We start from the raw sequence: 24,220 nt of genomic DNA, 5'->3' as shown, positions 1-24,220 counted from the left end.
TTAATTTCTAAGCGTAATTCCATTATCTAACATAGATACAATTCTTGCTTGCGTTTCTTGCGTTTGAGCAAGAGTGAGGAATGAAGAGCGCTCAGCATCTAAAATATCTTGTTCAGTAAAAATAGTACCAGAAGCACAATTTCCACCAGTCATAATTCTTCCAATCTCAGTTCCAACAGTCACATCATGTGGCGTAAGAATGCCATTTTTATGATTTGTTGTAAGCCATTCCAGCATTTCTTCAAAGTGATCTTCGCCAGAAAGTGCGAGGGGATTTCGGGCTTTTGCTTTTGAGGTTGTCTCAATCGATGAAAGTGCGCCAGTCAGTATGCGGTCTCTATTCATATGAAAGACATCATTAGCTCTTCTCATTGATAGGGCATCAGCTTCTTGTGGAGAGTTGGCTTTTCTACCAAGTCCAATATTCATAAATGATTTCCAGGCACCTTTCCGACCGTCTCCTAGACTTTCAGACCACCTATATAGTGTTTCTTTACATCCACCACCAGCTGGAACAACCCCCATAAATGACTCAACAAGGCCCATGACAGAGTTAGCATGACCAACAACATGATCAGCATGAAGGACAACTTCAAAGCCACCACCAATTGACATGCCAACAGGGGCAGCAATTACAGGTAGTTTTGAATTTCTCATTTGTAGCATTGTGTTTTGAAAGTAAATAAGAAATGCATCAAGAGCATCAAAGTCATTTTTTTCAAAGCAATTTCTAACACTCCAAAGACTAACCCCACATGAGAAATGCTGGAAGTCATTGTGAATTACCACGCCTCGTAAGCCCTTTTTTTCAGACTCAGATATTGCATCAGAAATCATATCTAAAGACCCACTATCAAGAGCATTAGCTTTTGAGTGAAACTCAACAATTGCTGCACCTTCGTATTCAAACCAGCTAGCAGACTCATTTGAATTGATTGCTTTGAGGGTTTGTCGTACTTCAGAAAATCTAAGCACACCATCTGGCCTGATAATTGGTTTTAGATTGCCGCTAGGCGAAAGGGAGCTTAATCCAGATTTTGAATTGATATAAAATTTATTGTTAATACCCTTAAGAAGAAACTCTGGAACGTCTCTACCATCAGCTTTTAGTCTGTCAACAAAGTACTCAATTCCAATTTCATCTAACAGCTCAAATGGCCCCTGAACCCAGTTATAACCAAGCTTCATAGCATCATCTATCTGCGTTAAATCATCAGTGACCTCTGGTACCAGAGAAGCAGCATAGCAGAGCGTTTCTGAAATAACATCCCATACATAAAGACCATACGGGCTTGTGTCTTTAATAATAAAAGAGATCCCAATTTTTTCTGCCTCTTCAAGAAGAGGGGTTTTTAAGCGCTCATGAGGACCGTAACTCCCATTCGACAAATCAATTACTTGTCTTTCATCACCAATTTGTTTATAAAAACCTTTTTCATTTTTATTTCCAGTTTGGCCATTTGCAATCATTTTGCTCATAAACTTAATTTGAGACGAGTACTTATGAAAAGCATCATTTTCTGGCAGTATACTTACGAGGCTTTTGACAACATCAGCCATAAGGTCAATGCCTATTAAATCATATAGCCCAAAAACTCCTGTCTTTGGAAGACCTAGAGGTCTGCCAAAAAAAGCATCCGCTTCTGTTGGCGATAGTTTATATTCAAAGGCTTTATGAAGGGCACACTGGATAGCAAAAACACCAACTCTATTAGCAAGAAAGCCAGGCGTATCTAGGCAGGAGACAACACCTTTTCCAAGTATTTTTTCACTAAATAAATCAAGAGTATCAATTACTTCATCTCTAGTAAATTCACCACGCACCAATTCAAGTAATCTCATGAATCTAACTGGGTTGAAAAAATGAGTTATTGCAAAGCGCTCACAAAACTTTTTTGGCATTCCTTTTGTCAGAAGACTAATAGGAATCGTTGATGTATTAGAGGTAATAATCGTTGACTCTTTACAGCTTTCATTTAACTTTTGATAAAGGGCTTGCTTAATATCAAGCCTCTCTACAACAGCTTCAGCAATCCAGTCGCAATCCTCAAGCTCATGGAAGTGATCACGAGTGTTTCCAATTCTTATAAGGCTTTCCGCTTCTTTACTCATAAGGCCAGGCATATCTGGATCTTTAAGCCTTTCAAGGCCTTTAGCCGCTAAGCTATTTACGTTCTCACCCTCACTAGGAAGGTCAAGAAGCCAAACTTCTACCCCAGCATTTGCAACTTGACCAGCAATTCCAGCCCCCATTGTTCCGGCGCCAATAACGCCAACTTTTTTAATTTGATTTGTCATGAAGAGTTTTTTAAGATGAATGATTTAATGGCGTCAAGAGTATCTTTTGGAGACTCTATTGGAAGCATATGGCCTGCATTAGAAATAGTTGTGGTCTCAGCATTCAGCAGCTCAGCTAATTCTAAGCCGAACCGAAGAGGTGTATTTTTGTCTTCTGTTGCGAGAATAACGTTAGAGGGAATGTTGATATTTTTAGCACAATTTATGCCATTTTTATATTCAGTGCAAGCAATAAGATCTTCTGCTAGGGGATTATTAGCCATTATTTGTCGACCAATTCCAATAGGCTGCATTCCTGGAACAGCACTACTACCTGATTGTGATTGAGAGCCAAACCCCCACTTGAGCAACATATCAGCTGCATCAATAGGTGTCTTTTTGGCTGCGTCAACCAGAGCTTCGTTAACAGGTATTGAGGCAGCTGTTGCAACAGCAGTTAGTGTTTTTAGTTTTGCCCCTAAAGAACTGGCTGTCTCTAAAGCAACAAGAAATCCTTGAGAGTGGCCAACAAGATGTATTGATTCACAGCCTGCTAGTTTAAGAGTTTTTCCAAGCCATTTGCCCATCCCTTCAATTGTTTTTAAAGGCTTGCCTTCTGAAAGGCTATGACCTGGAAGGTCAGGTGCGAATACTGAAAAACCATGAAAAGCAAACCATCTGGCCTGAAGGGCCCAAGATCTATGGTCTAGTCCACTTCCATGAACAAACACTACAGTAGGCTTTTTAGGATCAAATACACAGCCGCCAGTGGCTACAAAAATATTTTCTCCATCAACAACAATATTCATTACGAAATTGCCTTTTCTACTGCTTTAAGTCCAGATTTGAAGTCACTAATAATATCTGATACAGATTCTATTCCAACAGATACACGTATTAAGTCAACACTACTCCCAGTTGCTTTCATTGCTTCTTCATCAAGGCGCGATTGAGTTGTACTAGCTGGATGAAGGACTAAGGTTCTTGAGTCACCAACATTTGCTAAATTAGATGATAATTTTAGTGCGTTGATAAATGCCGCGCCACCTTCTCTGCCACCTTTGACTCCAAAGCATAGCATAGAGCCAGCACCATTTGGAAATAGCTTTTGAGCAATTTCATAAGTTGGGTTTTCAGGTAAATCTGGATGGTTAACCCACATAACAGCGGATTGTTCTAGTAGCCACTTTGCGAGTTTAACTGCATTTTTTACATGTTGATTCATTCTAAGGGTAAGGGTTTCTATTCCTTGAAGAATCAAAAATGCACTATGAGGGCTCATTGCTGGACCAAAATCACGCATTGATTCTGCCCTAATTTTCATTGATAGGGCAGATGGACCAAATTCTTCCCAAAAATTTATACCATGAAATGGCTCATAAGGCGTTGTTAGGGTTGGGTGTTTGTTGCTAGAACCCCAGTCAAAAGAGCCGCCATCAACTATTACCCCTCCAACAGCAACCCCATGTCCGCCAATCCATTTTGTGACTGAGTGAACAACAACATCAACGCCGTGCTCAAAAGGTTTGCATAATACAGGCGTAGAAAAAGTAGCATCCACAACAAGCGGCAAGTTATTTTGATGAGCGATTTCAGCAATTTTAGGAAGGTCAGAAACCTCAAGCCCTGGATTTCCTATTGACTCACAAAACACAAGCTTAGTATTTTCTTGTATTGCACCTTTTAGCGCTTTTTCATCATTTATAGAAACAAAGGTACACTCTATGTTAAACCTTTTAAGAGTGTGTTTTAGAAGTGTTCCTGTTGAGCCATAAATTTGTGACGCACTTACAATATGATCTCCTGCAGAACACAGGCTAATAAAAGTAACAAAAAGTGCGCTCATGCCTGAAGCAGTACAAATAGCTCCAACACCACCTTCAAGTGCAGCGATTCGCTGCTCTAAAACCGCAACCGTTGGATTGGTTATTCGGCTATATATGTGACCACCTTTTTCAATATTAAAAAGAGCTGCAGCATCGTCAACTGTTTCGAAAACATAAGAGGTGGTTTGGTATATAGGAACTGCTCTGCTTCCAAAAGACGGTTCTGGCTGATAACCAGAATGTAAAGATATTGTTTCAGGACCAAAAAAGGATGACTTTCCCATAAATGCTCAGTTTAAAAAAACAAAGAGAATATTTTCTCACAACTGGCTATTGAGGTGGTTTAAATTTTGTCTTAAAGGTTATTTAGCTAAAGCCAGCTCTTTGCGCATTTTGTCAATCGTTAACTTGTAATTTTCAGTATTAAAAATTGCTGACCCGGCGACAAATGTATCAGCACCAGCTGCTGCAATTTCTTGAATGTTATCAACTTTAACACCACCATCAACCTCAAGTCTTGTGCTAAGGCCTTTTTCATCAATTAATTTTCTTACAATTTTCAATTTTTCTAAAGACGAGGCTATGAAAGATTGACCTCCAAATCCTGGATTTACTGACATTAGCAGTACCATGTCAAGTTGATCGATTACATGCTCTAAATAGTGAAGTGAAGTTGCTGGGTTAAAAACTAAACCTGCTTTACAGCCATTTTCTTTTATAAGCCCTATTGTGCGGTCTATATGTTCAGATGCTTCGGGGTGAAATGTGATGTAAGAAGCCCCCGCTTTTGCAAAGTCAGGAATAATTCTGTCGACTGGCTTTACCATTAGGTGGACATCGATTGGTGCAGTAACACCATGATTTCTCAGTGCTTCGCAAACTAAAGGCCCAATTGTAAGGTTTGGTACATAGTGATTATCCATGACGTCAAAATGAACAATATCGGCACCAGCAACTAAAACATTGTCAACCTCTTCTCCAAGCTTAGCAAAATCTGCTGAAAGTATTGAGGGGGCGATAAAGTTTGGTTGCTTCATTTTAGTCTCCGTTTATTCTATAAAAAGGCTTTGGCCTGTCATTTCTTTTGGCTGTTCAATTTCCATAAGCTCCAAAAGCGAAGGCGCTAGGTCTGCAAGTGTACCAACATGTGGACCTAAAAGTAAGCTTTTCCTTTTCCCAACATATATTAAAGGGACTGGATTAGTTGTATGTGCAGTATGGTTTTTTTGCGTTTCAGGGTCTAACATTTGTTCTGCATTTCCATGGTCTGCAGTAATTAGGACTTCGGTTTCAGACTCTAGACATGCCTGGTGAATTTTTCCTAAACAGCTATCGACTGCTTCAACAGCTTTAATGGCTGCCTCAAGGTTCCCAGTGTGCCCAACCATGTCTGTGTTGGCAAAATTACAAACAACCAGTTTATGTTTTTGGGATTTAAGTGCTGAAATAAGATTTTCAGTTAACTCATATGCACTCATTTCTGGCTTTAAATCATAAGTTTTTACATTAGGCGATTGAATAAGCTTTCTTTCTTCTCCAGCAAGTATTGTCTCAACGCCCCCATTAAAGAAAAAGGTAACGTGCGCATATTTTTCAGTTTCAGCAATTCTAAGCTGACTAAAACCAAGGCTTGAAATATAGTAACCCAGAGTGTTAAAGACAGATATTGGAGGATAAGCGCAAATAAGATTAAAGTCTTTCTTGAACTCTGTGAGGCAAATAAAATTGCATTTTTTGAACGTATGCCTATCAAATCCATCAAATATTTCTGAAGTTAGGGCTTGAGTTATTTCTCTTGCACGATCTGCGCGATAATTCATAAAGATTACTGTATCGCCATTATTAATTTTTACAGGCTCACCAATAATTGTAGGGGCAATGAACTCATCATTTTCGCCTTCTTCATAGGCCATTTGGATTGCATTTTTTGCAGAATCTGCTTTACGATCTCCTTTTCCAGAAGATATTAATTCATAAGCTTTTGAAACCCTCTCCCAGCGATTGTCTCGATCCATTGCATAGAACCTGCCTACTACTGAGACAATTTTACCTACATTTAGCTCAGAGATTTTTAACTCCAGCAGTTCAATAAATTTTGAGGCACTGTTTGGCGGCGTATCACGCCCATCTGTAAAGACATGAAAATAAACCTCTTGGCAGCCTTTTTGTTTTGCCAGCTCAAGAGTCGCATAAATGTGGTCTTGGTGCGAGTGAACTCCTCCATCAGATAAGAGTCCAAGAATATGCACTGCTTTATTATTAGCCTTAGCAGAGTCAAGTGCTTTGCACAAATTTTTATTACTGAAAAAAGCACCACTTTTAATGTCATTACCTATTCTGGTGAAATCTTGCTCAACAATTCTTCCCGCACCAATTGTTAAGTGGCCTACTTCTGAATTGCCCATTTGGCCTTCCGGCAGTCCAACACTTTTTCCAGAGGTTCCAATTAACGTATTAGGGTAGGTATCAATAAGATGATTCCAGTTAGGGGTATTAGCCATTGCTATTGCGTTATTCTCAGAGTTTTGAGAATAGCCCCAGCCATCTAAAATTAAAAGTAGTTTTGTATTTTGCATTGAAAAATTAACAGTTATACATTAAATAAAAAGTGAACTACATCACCATCTTTAACAATATATTCCTTTCCTTCAGAGCGCAACTTGCCAGCATCTTTTGACCCTTTTTCGCCTTTATATTGAATAAAGTCTTCATATGAAATTGTTTCAGCTCTAATAAAGCCTTTTTCAAAGTCACCATGTATTTTACCCGCGGCCATTGGAGCAGAATCTCCAATGTTTATTGTCCAGGCTCTAACCTCTTTAACGCCTGCAGTAAAATATGTTTGAAGACCTAGTAACCTATATCCCGCTTTAATTAAGCGATCAAGACCAGATTCAGATTGCCCCATCTCATCTAAAAAACCTTGCTTATCTTCGTCATCAAGCTCAGCAATTTCAGACTCAATATCTGCACATACTGCAACAACTTGACTATTTTCATTATCTGCATAGTTCGTTAATGCAGATAAGTGAGGATTATTTGTAAATCCATTCTCACTTACATTGGCAACATAAAGAACTGGCTTTGAAGTAAGCAATTGCAAGCCCTTAACTAGCTTTTCCTCTTCTTCAGTAAAGACAAGAGATCTAACTGCATGACCTTCTTCAAGAGTTGGTAGGATTTTTTCAAGCAAGTTTTTTAAAGGCAGGCCTTCTTTTTGCCCTGATTTGGAGTTTTTTAAAGCTTTTTGGTAGGCCTTGTCTGCGCTAAAAAGATCGGATAAGGCAAGCTCCGTATTAATTGTATCTATGTCATCAAGTGGGTCAACTTTATTTGAAACGTGAATGATGTCGTCATTTTCAAAGCATCGAACAACGTGCAAGATTGCATCTGTTTCACGAATATTTGAAAGAAATTGATTTCCTAGTCCTTCACCTTTTGAAGCACCCTCAACTAATCCAGCAATATCTACAAACTCCATTGTGGTTGGTAAAATTTTTTCTGGAGTAACGATATTTGCTAATGCTTGTAATCGAGGATCATTAACAGGCACGATGCCAACGTTTGGCTCAATCGTACAAAAAGGGTAATTTTCTGAATCTATGCCCGCCATTGTTAGCGCATTGAATAGTGTTGATTTACCTACATTTGGAAGCCCTACTATGCCACATTTAAATCCCATCTTCTTGCTCCATTATAAGGAATGAAGGGCCTTCATAGCTGCTTCAAAATCTCCATCAACTAGCATTTCAATAATGCCTGATGCTTCTATCATTCCTTGTTCAATTAGTTTTAATTCAGAGCTAGTTGGAGAGCTTAAAACAAAATCTACAACATCATTTTTTGTTCCTGGATGACCTATTCCTATTCTTAGACGATAAAAATTATTCGTATCAAGTGCTTTAATTGTGTCTCTTAGGCCGTTATGACCACCATGTCCACCACCAAGTTTTAGCTTGATTAAGCCAACAGGCAAATCTAACTCATCATGAATCACAAGAGTCTCTTCAGGTTTGATGTTGTAATAACTCAATAAGCTTTTGATAGAGCCACCAGAATTATTCATAAAGGTCTGAGGCTTGAGAAGGTGAACTTTTTTAGAGCCAAAGTTAATGGTTGAAGTTTCACCTAGAAACTTAGACTGACCATTAAATTTGGAGCTTAATACACTAGCTAATGAATCAACAAACCAAAAGCCGGCGTTGTGACGATGTCCTTGATATTCTTTTCCTGGGTTTCCCAGTCCAACAATTAATTTAATCATTACAACGCTTCGTTTAAGTGATTATTAAGCCAATAAGGCTGGCAACGTTTTATTCTTTTTCGTCACCATCTTTTGAATCTTCAGAGCCCTGATCAGATTCACCCTCTTCGCCTTCTGTTTCAGAATCATCAGACTCTAAAATTTCTTCCTCTTCCTCTACGATAACTTTAGGTTCCGTGACAGAACATACAGTTTGATCATGTGCCTCAACATCTTCATGTTGAAGTGAAGTAATTACAACACCTTTAGGCAAGATAAGATTAGTTAGTGTTAGATGATCACCAATTTCAAGGTTGGTAACATCTACATCAATACCATTTGGAAGGTCTTGCGGTAAGCATGAGATTTCAACCGAAACAACGAATTGATTCAGCATATTTCCTAATCTTAATGCCTCATTTTCATCCATTCCAATAAAGTGTAATGGAGTCATTGTAACAAGAGCATGTTTTGCGTCTACTCGTAAAAAATCCATATGTTGGACAGTATTTTTTGCAGGATGACGCTGAATGTCTTTTAAAACAACAGATTCTTTTGATTTATCAACCATCAAATCTAGTACAGAAGTGAATGTATTTTCATTTTCTAGTAAGTGGGTGATTTCATGAATGTTAAGTGTTACCATCTGTGGGGCTTTAGTTCCACCATAAACGATACCTGGTACTCTTTCTTCTTTTCTCAAGCGGCGGCTCGCACCTTTCCCTTGATCTTTACGCTCTAATGCGTTTACAGTAATACTCATTTTGAGTTCTCCAATAAATAAAAAAACACCACGTTTTGTGGTGTAACCAATATTGCCCGTCTTGCGACCAGATAGGCTGGAGCATCATTTTACCCGAATTTCTTTTGCTATAGTCATCATTAGAGGCGCACTCAGGCATCAAACGAAATTTGGACTTTAAGGCAAAATCAAATATAATCTTATTATGAATAAAAATATAAATGGACTCCATACTCAAAATTTAGATAATGGCATGAGGCTAGAGACAACTTATAAAGACGGCATTAAATATGGTAGAGAAACTTATTGGTATGAAAGTGGCAAAAAAGCTTCAGAGGGGTTCTATGAAAATAATGAGCTTGAAGGCACGCTAACTTATTGGTATGAGAATGGGAAGAAAGCTTCAGCAGGTTTTTATGAGGATAATAAACTTGAAGGAGTTCTAACTGCTTGGAATGAAGATGGTCTTTTAGAGTCTGAGCAAGAATATGAAAATGGTATTCTTAATGGTAAATCTATTTTCTATGAAGATGGCGTGAGAGTAGCAGAGTACTTTTTGGAAAATGGAGAGATATCAGACAACAATAATGGTTGATCAGCTTAATATAGTCACAGCATAAAGAGCTCCTAATCAATGCCTAACTTTTTTGTCTAATGCTTTGATTCACTTATTATGACAAAATTATTCCTAATTGTACTTTTTTTAATGCCCTTTTCAATTTCTGCTGATGAAATTAATAAAATGGCTACAATTGATGGAGAGACCGATGGAATTATAGTTGAGAGCTTTTCTTTTGAGAGAAAAGAACTAACTGATAGCACTTCAATTTTCATCAGTACTAATGAAGTTAGAAGTATTAAGTGTACCATTTATGATAAAAATGATAAGCCAATAAAGGTTTCAAACGGCATAGCCACTCCTCCGCTTAGCAAGGTTTTGGTTTTATCTCAAAACGCAATGATTACATCAGTTAAATGTTGGGAACAAGGTGCTGAAAAAAAAGTAAAAATAATAGACAACTCAGTTGATATGTACTACAAGATGCCAACTTTTTTACTAGATGACTAAAACTATAAAACTTCCAATTTTTAGGTCTTGTTGAGTTTCTTTAGCGAGATTTAAACCAGAATATAAGGCTGGCAAATGCACTTACTGCTGCATAAGTCCAGATTGATTGAGTAACAAGGAACCCTGTGAGTGCAAGAAGCGATATTGCAATAATAGTCGCACGCTCCCTTAGAGAATTTTCTCGAAGTTGAGAGAGAATCGCTTCTGTTTGTTTTTTTGAATTTTCTTGTTTAAGCGAGCCTTTTTCAATTTGTTTTAAAGCGTTAATAACCAACATAGGGATTTCAGGTAATTCTAAAATAAGCTCAGGGAGTTGAGCAGAGATTTTTTTAACAGTGTTTTTTAAGCTGTATTTGTCTTTGGCAAGCTTTTCAAGGTAAGGTTTTGCAGTTGCCCAAAGGTCAAGTTCAGGATATAGAGTTCGACCTAACCCTTCAATATTTAGTAACGTTTTATAGAGTAATAGAAGTTGAGGCTGAACTTCCATGTCAAAACGTTTGGCCTCTTTTAGTAAGCTTAATAAAACTTGACCAAAAGAAATTTCACTTAAAGGTTTTTCGAATATCGGTTCACAAACACTTCGAATGGCATTTTCAAACTCTAAGACGTTTGTTCCTTCTGGTATCCACCCTGACTCAAGATGGACTTGAGCTACTTTTTTATAATCCTGATTAAAAAACGCTAAAAAGTTTTGAGCAAGATAGTATTGATCGGCCTCTGTTAGGGTGCCCATAATTCCAAAATCAACACCAATATATTGATCATTTTCACCAACAAAAATGTTTCCTGGATGCATATCAGCATGGAAAAAATTATGATTAAACACTTGGGTGAAGAAAATCACCACACCATTTTCAGCAAGAGTTCGAAGGTTTGTATCAGTACTCTTTAAGGCCTCAATATTAGTTACTGGAGTTCCATAAATGCGCTCTGTTACTAGTATGTTAGAGCGGCAATAATCCCAGTGTACTTTTGGAACATAAAGAAGGCTAGAGTCACTAAAGTTCTTTCTAAGTAGAGATGCATTAGCTGCTTCAACCATCATATTAAGTTCGTTATAAATGATAGTTTCAAATTCAGCCACCGCTTCTCTTGGCCTCAGTCTTTTGCCGTCAGGATGCTTTTCAGCTAATCCTGCAAATGCATAAAGTAGGCGAATATCTCTTTTAATTTGTTTTTCTATTCCTGGGCGAACAACCTTAATAATAATTTCTTCATCATTATGAGTAATCGCACTATGAACCTGTGCAATAGATGCTGAGGCTAAGGGCTCATCATCAAAAGATGCAAATAGGGTTGAGACGCTTTCATCCAGGGCTTTTTCAATAATCGACTTAGAGTCTTTAGAAGGAAAGGGAGGGCATTTATCTTGGAGTTTTGCTAATTCATTACCTATATCTTCTGGAAGAAGGTCTCTTCGAGTTGAGAGCGTTTGGCCAAATTTTATAAATATTGGGCCTAGTTCTTCGAGTGCAAGGCGAATTCTTTCACCTCGAGTAAGTTTTTTGCTCGGAAAGTAATGCCATGGCGTCAAATAAATTAGTGGCTTGAGGCTTTTTAAGAGCGAAGTAGATAATATAAGGTGATCTAATCGATACCGAATTAGAGTTCTTGATATGCCAAGGAAGCGAAAAAAGCTTTTCATCTAGAGCGTCCTTTTTTAAACAGTTTAGACCGACTAGGGGCAATCAAAAGAGTGGTAAATTCATTTTTTAAGTTTTCAACAAATGAATCCTTTTCCTGAGATGATGAGCCTTTAATTCTATCTATTGTTTGTCCAAGCTTATGCGCAATAATGTCCCCAGTATATTGAGAAATAAGCTCTTCTATGTCAATAGATGATAATGCAAATAAGTCCGCCAACTGCTGTGCTGTTTTGATACTTCCGTTAATTTCAATGTCTTCGCTTTCAATTAAATCCTCAAAAGATACGCCTTTAAATAAAGCTAAAAAAGCTTTTTTATTGAGAGTGATATCAACATTAGTATTTTTTTGCTCACTATTTTCTATGACGAAAATGCGAGAATTTAGACACAGAAAAAAAAGTCTTAAATCGATATCATCAACATATACACTAACCAGACTATTATCGAGGCGTGTTATGTTAATTTCATTAACATTTATCATGTGGTTAAGAGCTTTTTCAATAGCGAGGCGAAACATAGTAATTAAGTTTTGATTGCTTTATGAAGTGCGACTATGCCACCAGTAAGATTGTGATACTCACAAAAACCAAACCCAGCATCAAGCGCCATAGACTTTAGTGTTTCTTGATCAGGGTGTTTGCGAATTGATTCCGCAAGGTATTGATAACTATCTTCATCATTGGCAAAGAATTCACCAAATTTTGGTATAACGTTGAACGAGTATAAATCGTATATTTTTTTAAGCATCTCATTTTCAACTTTAGAAAACTCCAAAATCAGTAATGTGCCACCTTTTTTTAAAACACGATACATTTGCTGAAGGGCAACATCTTTATTTGTTACATTCCTCAAGCCAAACGCAATACTTACACAATCAAATGTGTTGTCTTCAAATGGAAGAGATTCAGCATTGGCCTGAACAAAGTCCACATCAATAATGCCATGATTCAAAAGATTTTTTCTGCCCTCATTAAGCATTGAGCCATTGATGTCAGATAAGATAACTCTTCCAGATTCGCCCACTTTTTTTCTAAACTTTATAGCTAGATCACCTGTTCCTCCAGCAATATCAAGAACATGATCTCCTTCTGATACATTGCTACTAGAGATTGTGTAGTTTTTCCACAGGCGGTGGGTTCCCATTGACATGACATCATTCATGAGATCATATTTGCCTGCAACTGAGTCAAATACACCCTTAACTAGGCCTTGTTTTTTTTCAACGTCGACCTGTTTAAAGCCAAAGTGCGTAGTCTTGTCCATTATTAACTAGAGGGGTAGTCCCTAAAGTCAGCACCAGTATATATCTGTGTCGGCCTAAAGATTCTATTGTGACTAACCTGCTCATGCCAATGAGCTACCCATCCAGCTGAACGAGCCATGGCAAAAATAGGAGTAAAGTGTTCTTTGGTAAAGTTAAATATTTCTGAGTAAAGGATGCCAGAATAAAAGTCAACATTGGGATAGACGCCTTTTTGAGACAATAACTCCTCACAGATGCTTTCAACTTCAAGTGCTGTTTCGAATCTGTTAGATAAGTTGAGGCCATTTTTCTTAATATAAGTTTTAATCATTTTCTCAAGAATTGTGGCTCTAGGATCTTTGGTTTTATATTCACGATGACCCATTCCCCAGATAACTTGTTTATTTTTGAGTCTATTTTCAATCCAAGGGCGGGCATTTTTTGCAGAACCAATTTCATCAAGCATAAGAAGCACATTTTCATTTGCATTACCGTGCAAGGGTCCTGCGAGAGTTCCAACTCCTGATGCTATTGAAGAAAAAGGATTGGCAAGAGTAGACGCTGTTACCATGGTAGAAAAAGTGGAGGCATTGATTGTATGCTCGGCATGTAAAATTAAGGAGGCATCTAAAAGATTAACAATTTCTGGATCAGACTCCTCTCCAAAACACATGTACATAAAATTTTCAGCATAAGACATTTTGTTGCTTGGAGGAATCGGATCATATCCTCTACTAATGCGAGTCCACATTGCAACCAAAGTGCTCATATTTGAGATTATTTTAATAAGCGCATTTTGAGTATAGGCTGAGTCTGGTTCAGATGCGCCAGCATCTGGGTAGAAAGTAGCCATTGCGGCCATTGCAGTTTGAAGCACATCCATTGAGTGTCCAGTTGGTGGAAGCGACCAAAGTAAATGGCGGATTTTTCGTTTTACTTCATTTCTTTTTTGTAAAATATTTTTAAAGTTTGACAGCTCATTAGGTGAGGGTAGTTCACCATTCATCAACAACAAAGCGGTTTCTTCAAATGAGGAATGCTCGACGAGATCTTGAATGGAGTAGCCTCTATAAGCAAGTATTCCTTTTTCTCCATCGATTGAAGAAATTGCTGATTTAGTTGCTGGTACGCCTGCTAGGCCTGGAATATATTCGGTCATAATATTATTATTAAATTGAAAAAGAAGATCCGCAACCACATGTGGTTTTGGCATTAGGATTAGTTACAATAAATCTTGCTCCTTGGAGATCCTCAAGATAGTCTACTGTTGAACCCATAAGATACTGATAACTCATTGGGTCGATAACTAACTCAACCCCCTGTTTATTAACTCCACTATCGCCTTCTTTAAGATTTTCATCAAAAGCAAAGCCATAGGAGAAGCCTGAACATCCACCACCAGTAATATAAACTCGAAGCCTTAAGGCCGGGTTTTTTTCTTCCTTGATGAGTTGCGCCACTCTGCTTGCAGCACTATCACTAAAAACTATATCAGCCTCATCTTGAATTTCAGCGGTAACCATAGGTTATCTCCAAATTATTATATATAGACTGCTTTTAAGGCAGTAAACCAATCTGTGTAAGTCCTTCCTGCTCTGCAAGTCCAAACATTAAGTTCATATTTTGGATTGCTTGTCCCGCAGCACCCTTAACTAAGTTGTCAATAACCGACATAATTACTAGTTTATTGCTGTGTTCAATATACTGAATTGAAATTTGACAATAGTTCGATGATTTAACTGAACGCGTTTCAGGATAAGTACCTTCAGGGAGTATTTTAACAAATTCTTCATTTTTGTAGGCATTTTCGAAATAAGGTCTAACATTGACAGTTGGATCAACAAGGTCAACATAAATAGTAGCCTCTATGCCTCGGATCATAGGTAGTAAGTGAGGGACAAAAGTTAACCCAACTGGCTTTCCAGCAATAAGTTCTAGCTCTTGCTTTATTTCAGGAAAGTGTCTGTGACCACTAACTGCATATGGCTTAAAGCTTTCAGTTATTTCACAAAGAAGAGTTGCTTGGTTGGCAATTCTTCCCGCACCGCTAGCTCCAGATTTGCAGTCTGCAATTATGCTTGAGGCATCAATTAAGCCATTCTCAAGAAGAGGCTTTAAGGCCAGAAGAACGGCTGTTGGGTAACATCCAGGATTTGCAACTAGTCGTGCATTTTTTATAGCATCCCTTCTAATTTCAGGCTGACCATATACTGCCTCCTCAAGAAGTGAAGGCTGTGAGTGTTCCATTTTGTACCAATCTGACCATAAGTCAGCATCATTAATCCTAAAGTCAGCACCCAAATCAACAACTTTGACACCTTTTTCAAGAAAAGATTCAGCATTATCCATTGCAACCCCATGAGGCGTTGCAAAGAAAACAATATCACATTCAAATAAGGCTTTATCATCGGGAAGTGAATATACCAACTCTGAGAGACCATGCATGTTGGGGAAAACGTCTGATATTTTTTTACCTTGAAGAGCCCTTGATGTAATTGAGGTAACTTCTGCAAGTGGATGTTGATGGATAATACGCAATAGTTCAATACCGGTATATCCTGAACCACCAATTATTCCAACTTTAATTTTCATTATTCTTCATCCCCAAGCATCTTTTCTAGATAGTGAATATTCATACCACCTTTCCTAAACACTTTATCGGCCATAATTTTTCTTTGAAGTGGAATATTTGTTTTTATTCCATCAATAACCATCTCATCAAGAGCATTTTGCATCTTAATAATTGCATTATTTCGATTGTCGCCAAAAGTAATCACTTTTCCAATCATAGAGTCATAGTATGGCGGGACATTATAGCCATTATAAATGTGAGAGTCTATTCTAACTCCAAGACCACCAGCAGCATGGTACTGTGTAATTTTTCCTGGTGAAGGCATAAAAGTTTCGGGATCTTCAGCATTAATTCTACATTCAATAGCATGACCTTTAATTTCAACTTGATCTTGAGTTATTGATAACTTATCACCACCAGCAATTAAGATTTGTTCACGGACAATATCAACACCAGTGATCATTTCAGTTACTGGATGCTCAACCTGAACTCTAGTGTTCATTTCAATAAAGTAAAACTCATCATTATCGAAAAGAAATTCAAAGGTCCCAGCTCCACGATAGTTAATTTTTTTACAAGCTTCAGCACAAATATTGCCAATTTTATTTCGTAATTTTGGAGAGATTCCTGGTGCAGGAGCCTCCTCTACAACTTTTTGATGACGCCTTTGCATTGAGCAGTCTCTTTCACCAAGGTGAACTGCATTTCCATGCTGGTCCGCTAGAATTTGAATCTCAACATGGCGAGGTGTCGTTAAGAATTTTTCCATATAAACTTCACCATTACCAAAAAAGCTTAACGCCTCAGATTGAGTGAGCCTTATTGAGTCAGCTAAGTCATCTTCAGAGTCAACAACTCGCATTCCTCGGCCACCACCACCACCAGAAGCTTTAATTATTATTGGTAAGCCAATTTCTCTGGCAATTTTAATGCTTCTTTGTTCGTTGTCATCTAATGCTCCATTGGATCCTGGAACACAAGGTACGCCAGAGCTTTGCATTGCCTCAATGGCAGCTACCTTGTCCCCCATAACTCTTATATTTTCTGCGTGTGGACCAATAAAGATAAAGCCACTTTGCTCAACTTGATCAGCAAAATCGGCGCTTTCAGAAAGAAATCCATATCCTGGATGTATTGCATCAGAATGTGTTACCTCAGCCGCACTTATAATAGCTGGAATATTTAGATAGCTTTTGATAGATGGGTGTGGCCCAATACAAACGGCTTCATCAGCTAAACGAACGTGCTTTAAGTCTTTATCTGCTGTTGAATATACTGCTACAGTTTGGATTCCAAGTTCTTTGCAAGCTCTAAGAATTCGAAGTGCAATTTCACCCCGGTTAGCAATTAAAACTTTTTTTATTGAGCTCATTCGACTATGATTAGCGGTTGTCCAAATTCTACAGCTTCACCATCTTTAACAAGAATTTGAAGGACTGTTCCAGACTTCTCAGCTTCAATTTGGTTCATTATCTTCATGGCCTCAACAATACCAATGGTGTCGCCCTGTTTTACGTGCTGGCCAATTGTAACAAAAGGCTTTGCAGTTGGAGATGGGGCTGAATAGTAGGTCCCTACCATGGGAGATGTTAAAGACTGACCAATAGTTGAGAGCTCATCTACAATTGCTGGAGCCGCAACCACTGGAGGCAATGAAGTAGGCGCTTGTTGCTGAACAAAAGAGTGACTTGGTGCAGGCGAATTTCCATATCTAGAAATTTTTACTGACTCTTCACCTTCTTTAATTTCAATTTCTGACATTCCAGATTCCTCTAGAAGCTCCATTAGCTTTTTAACTTTTCGAATATCCATTTACGTTCCCCTTTATTATCCTTTGCAACTAGTTTTTTGAATCTAAATACAAATTCACATTGCGGCCATTAAGGCAGGCAATGATTGCAAGTTCATGTTTTGGCTTAAAAATATAATAAATAAGCCTTTAAGACTAGATTTTAACTGTAAGTAACTAAGAAGTATTTTAACATCTATTTAATCAAATATAGCTACAATTCGAAGCTTTTAGAGGAAATTAATAAATATTTATTGCAGATTATTTATGTGGGCTACAAACTCTTTAGCGCTAAATTCACCAATAATTCTTTGGTCTCTAAGCTCGATGCCATTTTTAAAAAATAATATGGCGGGTGGTCCAACAAGTGAGAATCTTGCAAGCATCGACTGGTTAAAGCGATTATTCTCAGTAACGTCTAATGTGTGTTTAAGAGAATCTGCAAGAGCCTCATTGACTTGTCTGTTTGAGAATACAACCCTCTCTAGCTTGTTGCAAGAAATACACCATTCTGCATAAAACTTAATGACCAGTAGGCTGTTATTGTTTGAAGTTATAGCTAATAATTTATTAAATTCATCTTCATCTGTAATTACCTGAAAGTCGACACTATTTGATGAATCTATGCTGTCCCCATAAATGATTGAGTCAAGAGGTTTCTGAATATCACCACCACCTTTTGCCACCAATAGCCATAGCAAGACGCCATAAGCTAAGAAAATCAAACATGTTGCTTTAAATAGCAAACTCCAGAAGCTAATAGGTTTAGTGATTTTGTTAAAAACACCAAGCATAATTGGCCCTAGAGTGAATAGGAGTGACCATAGAATTAGAGATAAAAGTGGACTCAGAATTCGATCCAGTAAATACAGAGAAACAGCAATCATTGAAAGACCAAAAATTTTCTTGACGTTTTCCATCCATAGTCCAGCTTTTGGCAGTGCATTGACACCCCAGCCACAAATTATTATTAAAGGGATGCCCATTCCCAGCCCCATTGCAAAAAGACTAGCAGCTCCTTTAGCAGCACTTCCTCCAGCAATAACATAACTTAAAGCAGTTGCAAGGAATGGCGTAACACATGGACCAACAATTAGGGCAGAAAGGAAGCCCATGATGCTAACACCAATGAAATCCCCACTCGTTTGCCTGTTACTTAGGTTTGTAATCTTGACCTGCAATTTAGAGGGTAGTTGAATGTCATAGTATCCAAACATTGAAAATGCTAAGAATAGAAAGATTAAACTGAAAACAATTAAGACCCAGGGAGTTTGCATTATCGCCTGAATATTTATGCCAGCTCCAAAGTAGCCTGCTGTTGCTCCAATCAAAGCATAAGCGAGAGACATTGAAAAAACGAAGACAACTGACATCAAGATAGCTCTTGGAGTGCTTGGAGCTTTCTTTTGCCCAATAATAATTCCAGACAGTATTGGGACCATTGGGTATACACAAGGTGTCCAAGAAAGAGCCAAGCCAGCCAAAAAAGCTGCAATTAATAAAGTTAAACCGCCTTGTTGAAACTTTTCATTGGCACTTTTTTCTGACTTTGTTATTTGACTATTATCTTGAGAAGAGAATGCTTGAGTTCCATTGAAATCAACTTGAATAGTATCGCTCTTAGGGGGATAACAAACTCCACCTTCCCAGCAGCCTTGGTGTTCTACTGTTAATATAACTTTGTTGCTAACAATGTCGGTAAGCGAAAGAATAACCTCCACGGATGAATTGTAAATATTGACCTCACCAAAAAACTCATCAACTTTTAATTTTGACTTTGGAAACAGAGCATCTTCAATTATTGCCCCTTTGACTGAAAAAGAAATTTTATCTTTATAGAGGTAATAGTTTTCTTTAACAATCCATCTCACAGCAATTGTATTTTCATCAACCGAAATAGCGCTTAACTTGAAAGCCTCATTTACTTTTACTGGACGTTTTTCAAAACCTAGATTATTTTCACCCTGCAATAAAATTGATGATTGGTTGCTTTCACTTAGAGTAGATTCTTTATCAACTGAAAGAGTTTCAGCCCAGCTTGCTGAGAGAGGGACAAGGATCAAAAGCAGAATGATAGAAAAAAATTGCTTCATAAAATTATTTAAAATTGGGAAACTTTATTCAAGCGAAATAGTCAAAATCTGACGGGTTTCTGAAAGAATTACAACATATATTATAGTCTAATCAAAGTTTTGCTCGTGTTACGTTTTTTGAGCGCTATAGAGCTATTTTGTATAAAATCGATTCTTTATTAATTAAGTAATTTTAATTAGTGATTTATTAAGTAAATGAATTTTTGGTGTTTTTTATGAAAAACCTTACTTTAAGTACACGCTTCACTCCATGGCTTTTTGTTTGGATATGGAGTACAGGTTTTTTGGCCGCCAAATACGGCCTTCCATATGCAGAACCATTCACTTTATTAGCATATCGCACTGCGCTTACATTAATAGTTTTGTTTTTTATATTACGAATCAATAAAAGCAGTTGGCCAAGCTCTAGATCTGCATTTTTTCATCTAATATTCGCCGGAGTATTGATTCATGGGATATATCTTGGAGGTGTTTTTCAGGCCATTAAGTGGGGAATGCCGGCTGGATTATCCTCAATGATAATTGGTCTTCAGCCATTAGGAATGGCTTTCATGGCTGGAATAATTCTTCATGAGAGGGTATCTAGAAAACAATGGATTGGTTTAATTATTGGACTCATAGGGGTATATTTAGTTTTGTTTGAAAGGTTTGATTTAACCACTGATGGTTTTTTTAGCGGTTTTTCTTTTTGGGCAATATTGGCCGTATTTGCATCACTTTTTGGGATTTCATTAGGGGCCATTTATCAAAAGCGATTTTGCAGCGACATGGATTTAATTAGTGGAACCTGGGTTCAATATCTTGGTGCATTTATGCTTTGTATTGTTGTGGCTTTTTGTTTTGAAACTGGTGAGGTTCAATGGACTGGTCCATTTGTTATTACTCTAGCCTGGCAGGTTTTTGGGCTTTCAATTGGAGCGGTGCTCCTTTTAATGACAATGATTAAGCAGGATGCTTCGGCTAGAGTTGGTAGTTACTTTTATTTAGTTCCTGCTCTTGTAGCAATTCAGGCTTGGTATCTGTTTGGAGAGACTATGGGCATCATGGCAATAGCTGGATTCTTATTAATTGCATTTTCTGTCGCAATGACTTCATCAAAAAATAATGATTCTAAAGTAGCGCATTAAGAAGTTTATTTAAAGCAACCAATCCTGTATTTTTATGAAAATCTGAGAGTCCTTATTTGCAAGCCTCTCTACTACTCCAAAGTGATCTACATCTGGCTCTGCATGATAATCAAGCGGAACATTATGCTCTTTCCATTTTTCAACAAATTTATTAGTTTGCCAATGAAATTCAGGAGTCTCTCCACCACCAAGTGCTACTAGAATGGGAGCGCTTGTTTTTGGTTCAAAGAAATGAGGGCTTAATGCTTTGCTTTCCTTATCATTTAAGCCTAGCGCATCACCTATTGTTGTCTCTCTAATTGGATCGAGTTGATAAAGGCCACTTATTGGAATACCTGTCTTTACAATATTTTTTGGTAAGTCATTAGATATTTGTTGCCAATCAGTTGCAAGAACCATACCAGTGATATGGCCACCTGCAGAATGTCCAGAAACGTTAATTCGATTTTTTGAAATTGAGTGCTTATCAGCATTTCGCCACAACCAAATGATAGCCTCTTGTATTTTTTCAACAATATTGGTCATGCTTGCACCAGGACATAGTTGATAGCCAATAAGAGCAACATCAATCCCTGATTGCACAAATGACTCAGCTACAAAGCTATAGAATGATTTATCACCTCGCTGCCAGTATCCACCATGAATAAAAATGAATAGCGGCGCATTATCTTGTCCACAACGAAAAATATCTAGCTTATCTTTTTCACCACTTCCATATTGACAATCAATTGAGGAATCTACAGTAGCTCTGAAAGCTGCACTTCTTTTAGTCCATTTATTAATAAGTCCGTCAAAATCATCAACTAATAATCTTACGTTATAACCCTTCTCTAATATTGGATCAATGGGTTTAGTTCTTGTCATTTAAAATCCTTTTTTAGTTAGTTCTACTTTTATAAAAAGTATCTTTATGGATAATTAGTCCATCACGGAATGTCAAGATATCAATACTCAAAAAGTCTTGAGTTTCACCAGATTTGAGTTTTGCAAGTCGATGAAATTCACAGTAAGCTTTATCTCCAGAAATCCTGGTATCAGTTGGGGTCCATTGAACACTCTCAACACTATTAAACAGTCCCTCGAAAATTCCTCTGATAGTATCCAGTCCAGAAAACCGAGTACCATTGATATTAGGCCCTGTTGCATGGTCAAACACCACATCTTCAGCAAAAAATGACATGACTTTATCAATATCATTTTGATTGTAGGCATTAGTAATTTTATCAAGCAGATCGGTGGTTATTCCTGCTTCTTTCGTTGAAATATTTGAATTAAAGATTGACATAGAAGTTAATTATAAATTTTTCTCACCTTTGGTTTGTAATTTCAAGAATTCTTCAGGTGAGTTGCCAAATGGCTGCATTGCGTGTTCTTTGTAAGGATTTCTCTCAGTTAGTCTTTGATACCATGCTTCAATTCCAGGCATTGATGGTCTTTTAATATCAAGGACAAAGTACTTATGTATTAAAACACCAAGAGGAATGTCACCATAAGTAAAATCATCACCAGCAACAAATTTATTATTATCTAAATGCCCCTCAAGCACTTTCAGTACTTCAGCACTCTGCTTTGCCATTTCAGCAATCTTGTTATAATCTCTTTGTGACTCTTCAGTTCGAACAAGCTGCCAAAAAACAGGAAAAAAAGTTCCCATAAAACCATCTGTAGACCAGGTCATCCATTGATCAGAGATTGCCGCCTTTTGAGGATCTTTAGGATAAAGATTACCAAAACCATACTGCCTTGCAAGATAGCGAATTATTGCATGGGATTCCCACAATACAAACCCATTGTCACGAATAGTAGGTATTTTTGAGTTAGGGTTAAGGGATTTATAATCATCAGCATCTAGATCACCTGATTCAGTTCCTATAGAGTGCCTTTTGTAATCAACACCTAACTCAGATAGAGTCCAAAGGACCTGTATAACTTGATTAGCATTTTTTCTACCCCAAACTTCTAACATTTATCTAATCTCCTATTCTTAAATTCCATCTGGATTAAACCTGGGCATAACCCTCTCAGAAAATAAAGCCATGCTTTTGAGTATTTTTTGATAGTCAAATCCTGGAAATTGTTGAAGCAGCATAATATGATTTAGACCAATTGATTTATTAAGCTTATCAATTTTCTCAGCAACATAGTCTGCATCACCAACCCATATTAGTTCATACTTCATAAGGAAATCAAACCACTCTCCATTGAGATCTTCATCAGTTGGATTGGCATCTTCATCTAGATATGCTTTTCTAGTCCAACTTCCTTCTGGTCTCGAACCACTTAGATATTCATAATAGCCATTGATTGCAGCTCTAGCATCTTTGTCAGCCTGTTCCATTGTTTCAGCAACATAAATGACGGTGCATACTCCAACACCATCCCCTCTTTGGTGTTTTGCCCCATCATGTGACTCTGCATTGGCATAGGCATCCCAACAACTTACAAGCTTTCCTGGAGGACTTGACATGCCAATCACTTTAAATCCTCTCTCAGCAGCTAATTTATAGGTGTGTGGTGAATTCGACATTAGCCATACTGGAGGGTGTGGATTTTGATAAGGCCTAGGATGGATATACATACCAGTATATTCACCTTCTTTTGAGTGATATTCTTTTTCAAGAGGCATTAAGAATCGGTTTGTTTCTTTCCAACCGGGAACAGGGAACTCATAAAACTCTCCCTTATGTAAAAATGGATCTTGGGTCCATGCTTTTAATATGACTTCAAGAGACTCCATGAATAGTCTGTAGCTTTTTTCATTATCTCTTCGATCAGCCTCTTTATTGAATTGAATTGTCACCCTTTCATTAATACCCTTGGCAACTCCAAAATCAACCCTTCCTTCAGTCATGTTGTCAAGCAGTGCTATATCTTCTGCCACTCTTAATGGATGCCAATCAGGAAGAACGATTGGTGCCTGACCTACTCTTATTTTTTTTGAGTGAGAAGCTAGATCAAGAGACATCATTATTGGATTAGGTGGAGCATTTAGATAACCATTGTGTGCAAAGTGATGCTCTGTAAGCCAAACAGTTGTGAAATCAGCCTGTTCAGCTAAATTCGTTTGCTCACGCATCATTTTAACAACACGATTCCAAGGAATATTTTCCCCTGGATTAAAAAATGGAACAAAATCAAATCTCATAGATATCCAAAAGTCATTTAAGTTATATCCAAATAATTGTAAGAATTTTTTGGCACTTAAATCTCACCAACATTCTCTAAAACTTTTCTTGCAATTTTAAAACACTCAACTCCTTGAGGAACTCCGCAATAGATAGCAATAACATGGAGTATTGATTTAATCTCATCCTTACTTACTCCATTCGTTAAAGCTCCTTTGAGGTGGATTTCCCATTCATCCATTTTTCCAAGGGCAGCAATCATTGTTAGATTCATCATAGACCTAGTTTTTTCATTAATGGTGTCATCACCCCATCCAAAGCCCCAGCACCACTCAGTCATTTGTTTTTGAAAGTCTTCGTTAAAATCATCTGCCGCTTCTAGGTTTTTTTCTACATAGTCACTTCCAAGGGTTGCTTTTCTCTTTGATAAGCCTAGTTCGAATAATTCTTTGTCCATTATTTACTCCG

General features: G+C 37.6%; 25 protein-coding genes. 3 read left to right on the top strand and 22 right to left on the bottom strand.

The window, feature by feature from the left end; translation table 11 throughout:
* From ABXT49_RS08760 to ABXT49_RS08725, 8 genes are all read right to left on the bottom strand, one after another.
* On the bottom strand, positions 1–2,298 hold the full coding sequence (locus tag ABXT49_RS08760) for a 3-hydroxyacyl-CoA dehydrogenase NAD-binding domain-containing protein (RefSeq protein ID WP_416652035.1): 2,298 nt from the start codon (positions 2,296–2,298) through the stop codon (positions 1–3).
* Positions 2,295–3,086, bottom strand: a complete 792-nt coding sequence (locus tag ABXT49_RS08755) for an alpha/beta fold hydrolase (RefSeq protein WP_416652033.1) — start codon at positions 3,084–3,086, stop codon at positions 2,295–2,297. The genes ABXT49_RS08760 and ABXT49_RS08755 overlap by 4 nt, the downstream gene beginning before the upstream one ends.
* Positions 3,086–4,387: an O-acetylhomoserine aminocarboxypropyltransferase/cysteine synthase family protein gene (locus ABXT49_RS08750; protein WP_416652029.1), complete on the bottom strand. Its 1,302-nt coding sequence runs from the start codon at positions 4,385–4,387 to the stop codon at positions 3,086–3,088. Before ABXT49_RS08750 ends, ABXT49_RS08755 begins: the two co-directional genes overlap by 1 nt.
* A 78-nt stretch (positions 4,388–4,465) precedes the next feature.
* Positions 4,466–5,140: a ribulose-phosphate 3-epimerase gene (gene rpe, locus ABXT49_RS08745; protein WP_271541873.1), complete on the bottom strand. Its 675-nt coding sequence runs from the start codon at positions 5,138–5,140 to the stop codon at positions 4,466–4,468.
* 12 nt (positions 5,141–5,152) lie between these two features.
* The gene (gpmI, locus tag ABXT49_RS08740) at positions 5,153–6,679 is read right to left on the bottom strand and encodes a 2,3-bisphosphoglycerate-independent phosphoglycerate mutase (RefSeq protein ID WP_416652027.1); all 1,527 of its coding nucleotides are present in this window, start codon (positions 6,677–6,679) and stop codon (positions 5,153–5,155) included.
* A 14-nt stretch (positions 6,680–6,693) separates the two neighbouring features.
* Positions 6,694–7,785, bottom strand: coding sequence for a redox-regulated ATPase YchF (gene ychF, locus ABXT49_RS08735; RefSeq protein ID WP_416652025.1), 1,092 nt, complete (start codon positions 7,783–7,785; stop codon positions 6,694–6,696).
* A 12-nt stretch (positions 7,786–7,797) separates the two neighbouring features.
* Positions 7,798–8,367 (bottom strand): aminoacyl-tRNA hydrolase, encoded by a 570-nt coding sequence (gene pth / locus ABXT49_RS08730; RefSeq protein WP_416652023.1) that lies wholly within the window; start codon positions 8,365–8,367, stop codon positions 7,798–7,800.
* A 49-nt stretch (positions 8,368–8,416) separates the two neighbouring features.
* Positions 8,417–9,109, bottom strand: coding sequence for a 50S ribosomal protein L25/general stress protein Ctc (locus ABXT49_RS08725; RefSeq protein ID WP_416652022.1), 693 nt, complete (start codon positions 9,107–9,109; stop codon positions 8,417–8,419).
* A 184-nt stretch (positions 9,110–9,293) separates the two neighbouring features.
* On the opposite strand from ABXT49_RS08725, the gene ABXT49_RS08720 reads away from it, so the two are divergent.
* A complete protein-coding gene (locus ABXT49_RS08720; RefSeq protein ID WP_416652020.1) occupies positions 9,294–9,683 on the top strand; it encodes a toxin-antitoxin system YwqK family antitoxin in 390 nt (129 codons plus the stop codon).
* Positions 9,684–9,761: 78 nt separating this feature from the next.
* Positions 9,762–10,157 carry a hypothetical protein gene (locus tag ABXT49_RS08715; protein WP_416652018.1) on the top strand — a complete coding sequence of 132 codons (396 nt, stop codon included), beginning with the start codon at positions 9,762–9,764 and terminating at the stop codon, positions 10,155–10,157.
* 40 nt (positions 10,158–10,197) lie between these two features.
* Here the strand turns inward: ABXT49_RS08715 and ubiB are convergent, their stop codons facing one another.
* From ubiB to dsbD, 9 genes are all read right to left on the bottom strand, one after another.
* On the bottom strand, positions 10,198–11,802 hold the full coding sequence (gene ubiB / locus ABXT49_RS08710) for a ubiquinone biosynthesis regulatory protein kinase UbiB (protein WP_416652016.1): 1,605 nt from the start codon (positions 11,800–11,802) through the stop codon (positions 10,198–10,200).
* Positions 11,799–12,320, bottom strand: coding sequence for an SCP2 sterol-binding domain-containing protein (locus ABXT49_RS08705; protein ID WP_416652014.1), 522 nt, complete (start codon positions 12,318–12,320; stop codon positions 11,799–11,801). Before ABXT49_RS08705 ends, ubiB begins: the two co-directional genes overlap by 4 nt.
* 5 nt (positions 12,321–12,325) lie before the next feature.
* Positions 12,326–13,066: a bifunctional demethylmenaquinone methyltransferase/2-methoxy-6-polyprenyl-1,4-benzoquinol methylase UbiE gene (ubiE, locus tag ABXT49_RS08700; RefSeq protein ID WP_416652012.1), complete on the bottom strand. Its 741-nt coding sequence runs from the start codon at positions 13,064–13,066 to the stop codon at positions 12,326–12,328.
* A 2-nt stretch (positions 13,067–13,068) separates the two neighbouring features.
* Positions 13,069–14,205: a citrate synthase gene (locus ABXT49_RS08695; RefSeq protein WP_271537905.1), complete on the bottom strand. Its 1,137-nt coding sequence runs from the start codon at positions 14,203–14,205 to the stop codon at positions 13,069–13,071.
* A 10-nt stretch (positions 14,206–14,215) separates the two neighbouring features.
* A complete protein-coding gene (gene erpA / locus ABXT49_RS08690; protein WP_271537906.1) occupies positions 14,216–14,569 on the bottom strand; it encodes an iron-sulfur cluster insertion protein ErpA in 354 nt (117 codons plus the stop codon).
* 34 nt (positions 14,570–14,603) lie between these two features.
* Positions 14,604–15,638: an N-acetyl-gamma-glutamyl-phosphate reductase gene (gene argC, locus ABXT49_RS08685; RefSeq protein ID WP_416652011.1), complete on the bottom strand. Its 1,035-nt coding sequence runs from the start codon at positions 15,636–15,638 to the stop codon at positions 14,604–14,606.
* Positions 15,638–16,990 (bottom strand): acetyl-CoA carboxylase biotin carboxylase subunit, encoded by a 1,353-nt coding sequence (gene accC / locus ABXT49_RS08680; RefSeq protein WP_416652009.1) that lies wholly within the window; start codon positions 16,988–16,990, stop codon positions 15,638–15,640. The genes argC and accC overlap by 1 nt, the downstream gene beginning before the upstream one ends.
* Positions 16,987–17,430: an acetyl-CoA carboxylase biotin carboxyl carrier protein gene (gene accB, locus ABXT49_RS08675; protein WP_416652007.1), complete on the bottom strand. Its 444-nt coding sequence runs from the start codon at positions 17,428–17,430 to the stop codon at positions 16,987–16,989. Before accB ends, accC begins: the two co-directional genes overlap by 4 nt.
* A 228-nt stretch (positions 17,431–17,658) precedes the next feature.
* Complete coding sequence (gene dsbD, locus ABXT49_RS08670) at positions 17,659–19,500, bottom strand: protein-disulfide reductase DsbD (protein ID WP_416652005.1); 1,842 nt, start codon at positions 19,498–19,500, stop codon at positions 17,659–17,661.
* A 215-nt stretch (positions 19,501–19,715) separates the two neighbouring features.
* Here dsbD and ABXT49_RS08665 point away from each other — a divergent pair, with 215 nt between their 5' ends.
* Positions 19,716–20,627, top strand: coding sequence for a DMT family transporter (locus tag ABXT49_RS08665; RefSeq protein ID WP_416652004.1), 912 nt, complete (start codon positions 19,716–19,718; stop codon positions 20,625–20,627).
* A gap of 9 nt (positions 20,628–20,636) precedes the next feature.
* Here the strand turns inward: ABXT49_RS08665 and ABXT49_RS08660 are convergent, their stop codons facing one another.
* From ABXT49_RS08660 to ABXT49_RS08640, 5 genes are read right to left on the bottom strand one after another with little or no spacing between them, the layout of a single operon-like run.
* A complete protein-coding gene (locus ABXT49_RS08660; protein ID WP_416652002.1) occupies positions 20,637–21,491 on the bottom strand; it encodes an alpha/beta hydrolase in 855 nt (284 codons plus the stop codon).
* A 13-nt stretch (positions 21,492–21,504) separates the two neighbouring features.
* The gene (locus ABXT49_RS08655; protein WP_416652001.1) at positions 21,505–21,912 is read right to left on the bottom strand and encodes a nuclear transport factor 2 family protein; all 408 of its coding nucleotides are present in this window, start codon (positions 21,910–21,912) and stop codon (positions 21,505–21,507) included.
* A 9-nt stretch (positions 21,913–21,921) separates the two neighbouring features.
* A complete protein-coding gene (locus ABXT49_RS08650) occupies positions 21,922–22,593 on the bottom strand; it encodes a glutathione S-transferase family protein (RefSeq protein ID WP_416651999.1) in 672 nt (223 codons plus the stop codon).
* A gap of 18 nt (positions 22,594–22,611) precedes the next feature.
* Complete coding sequence (locus ABXT49_RS08645) at positions 22,612–23,772, bottom strand: LLM class flavin-dependent oxidoreductase (RefSeq protein WP_416651997.1); 1,161 nt, start codon at positions 23,770–23,772, stop codon at positions 22,612–22,614.
* Positions 23,773–23,828: 56 nt separating this feature from the next.
* Positions 23,829–24,209: a carboxymuconolactone decarboxylase family protein gene (locus tag ABXT49_RS08640; RefSeq protein ID WP_416651995.1), complete on the bottom strand. Its 381-nt coding sequence runs from the start codon at positions 24,207–24,209 to the stop codon at positions 23,829–23,831.
* Positions 24,210–24,220 lie beyond the last annotated feature (11 nt).

The sequence above is a fragment of the Candidatus Pseudothioglobus sp. Uisw_086 genome (genome assembly GCF_048085745.1).
Classification (GTDB): Bacteria; Pseudomonadota; Gammaproteobacteria; order PS1; family Pseudothioglobaceae; genus Pseudothioglobus.
Note: the sequence above shows the minus strand (reverse complement) of the source record. Positions and strands in the feature narration are given on the sequence as shown.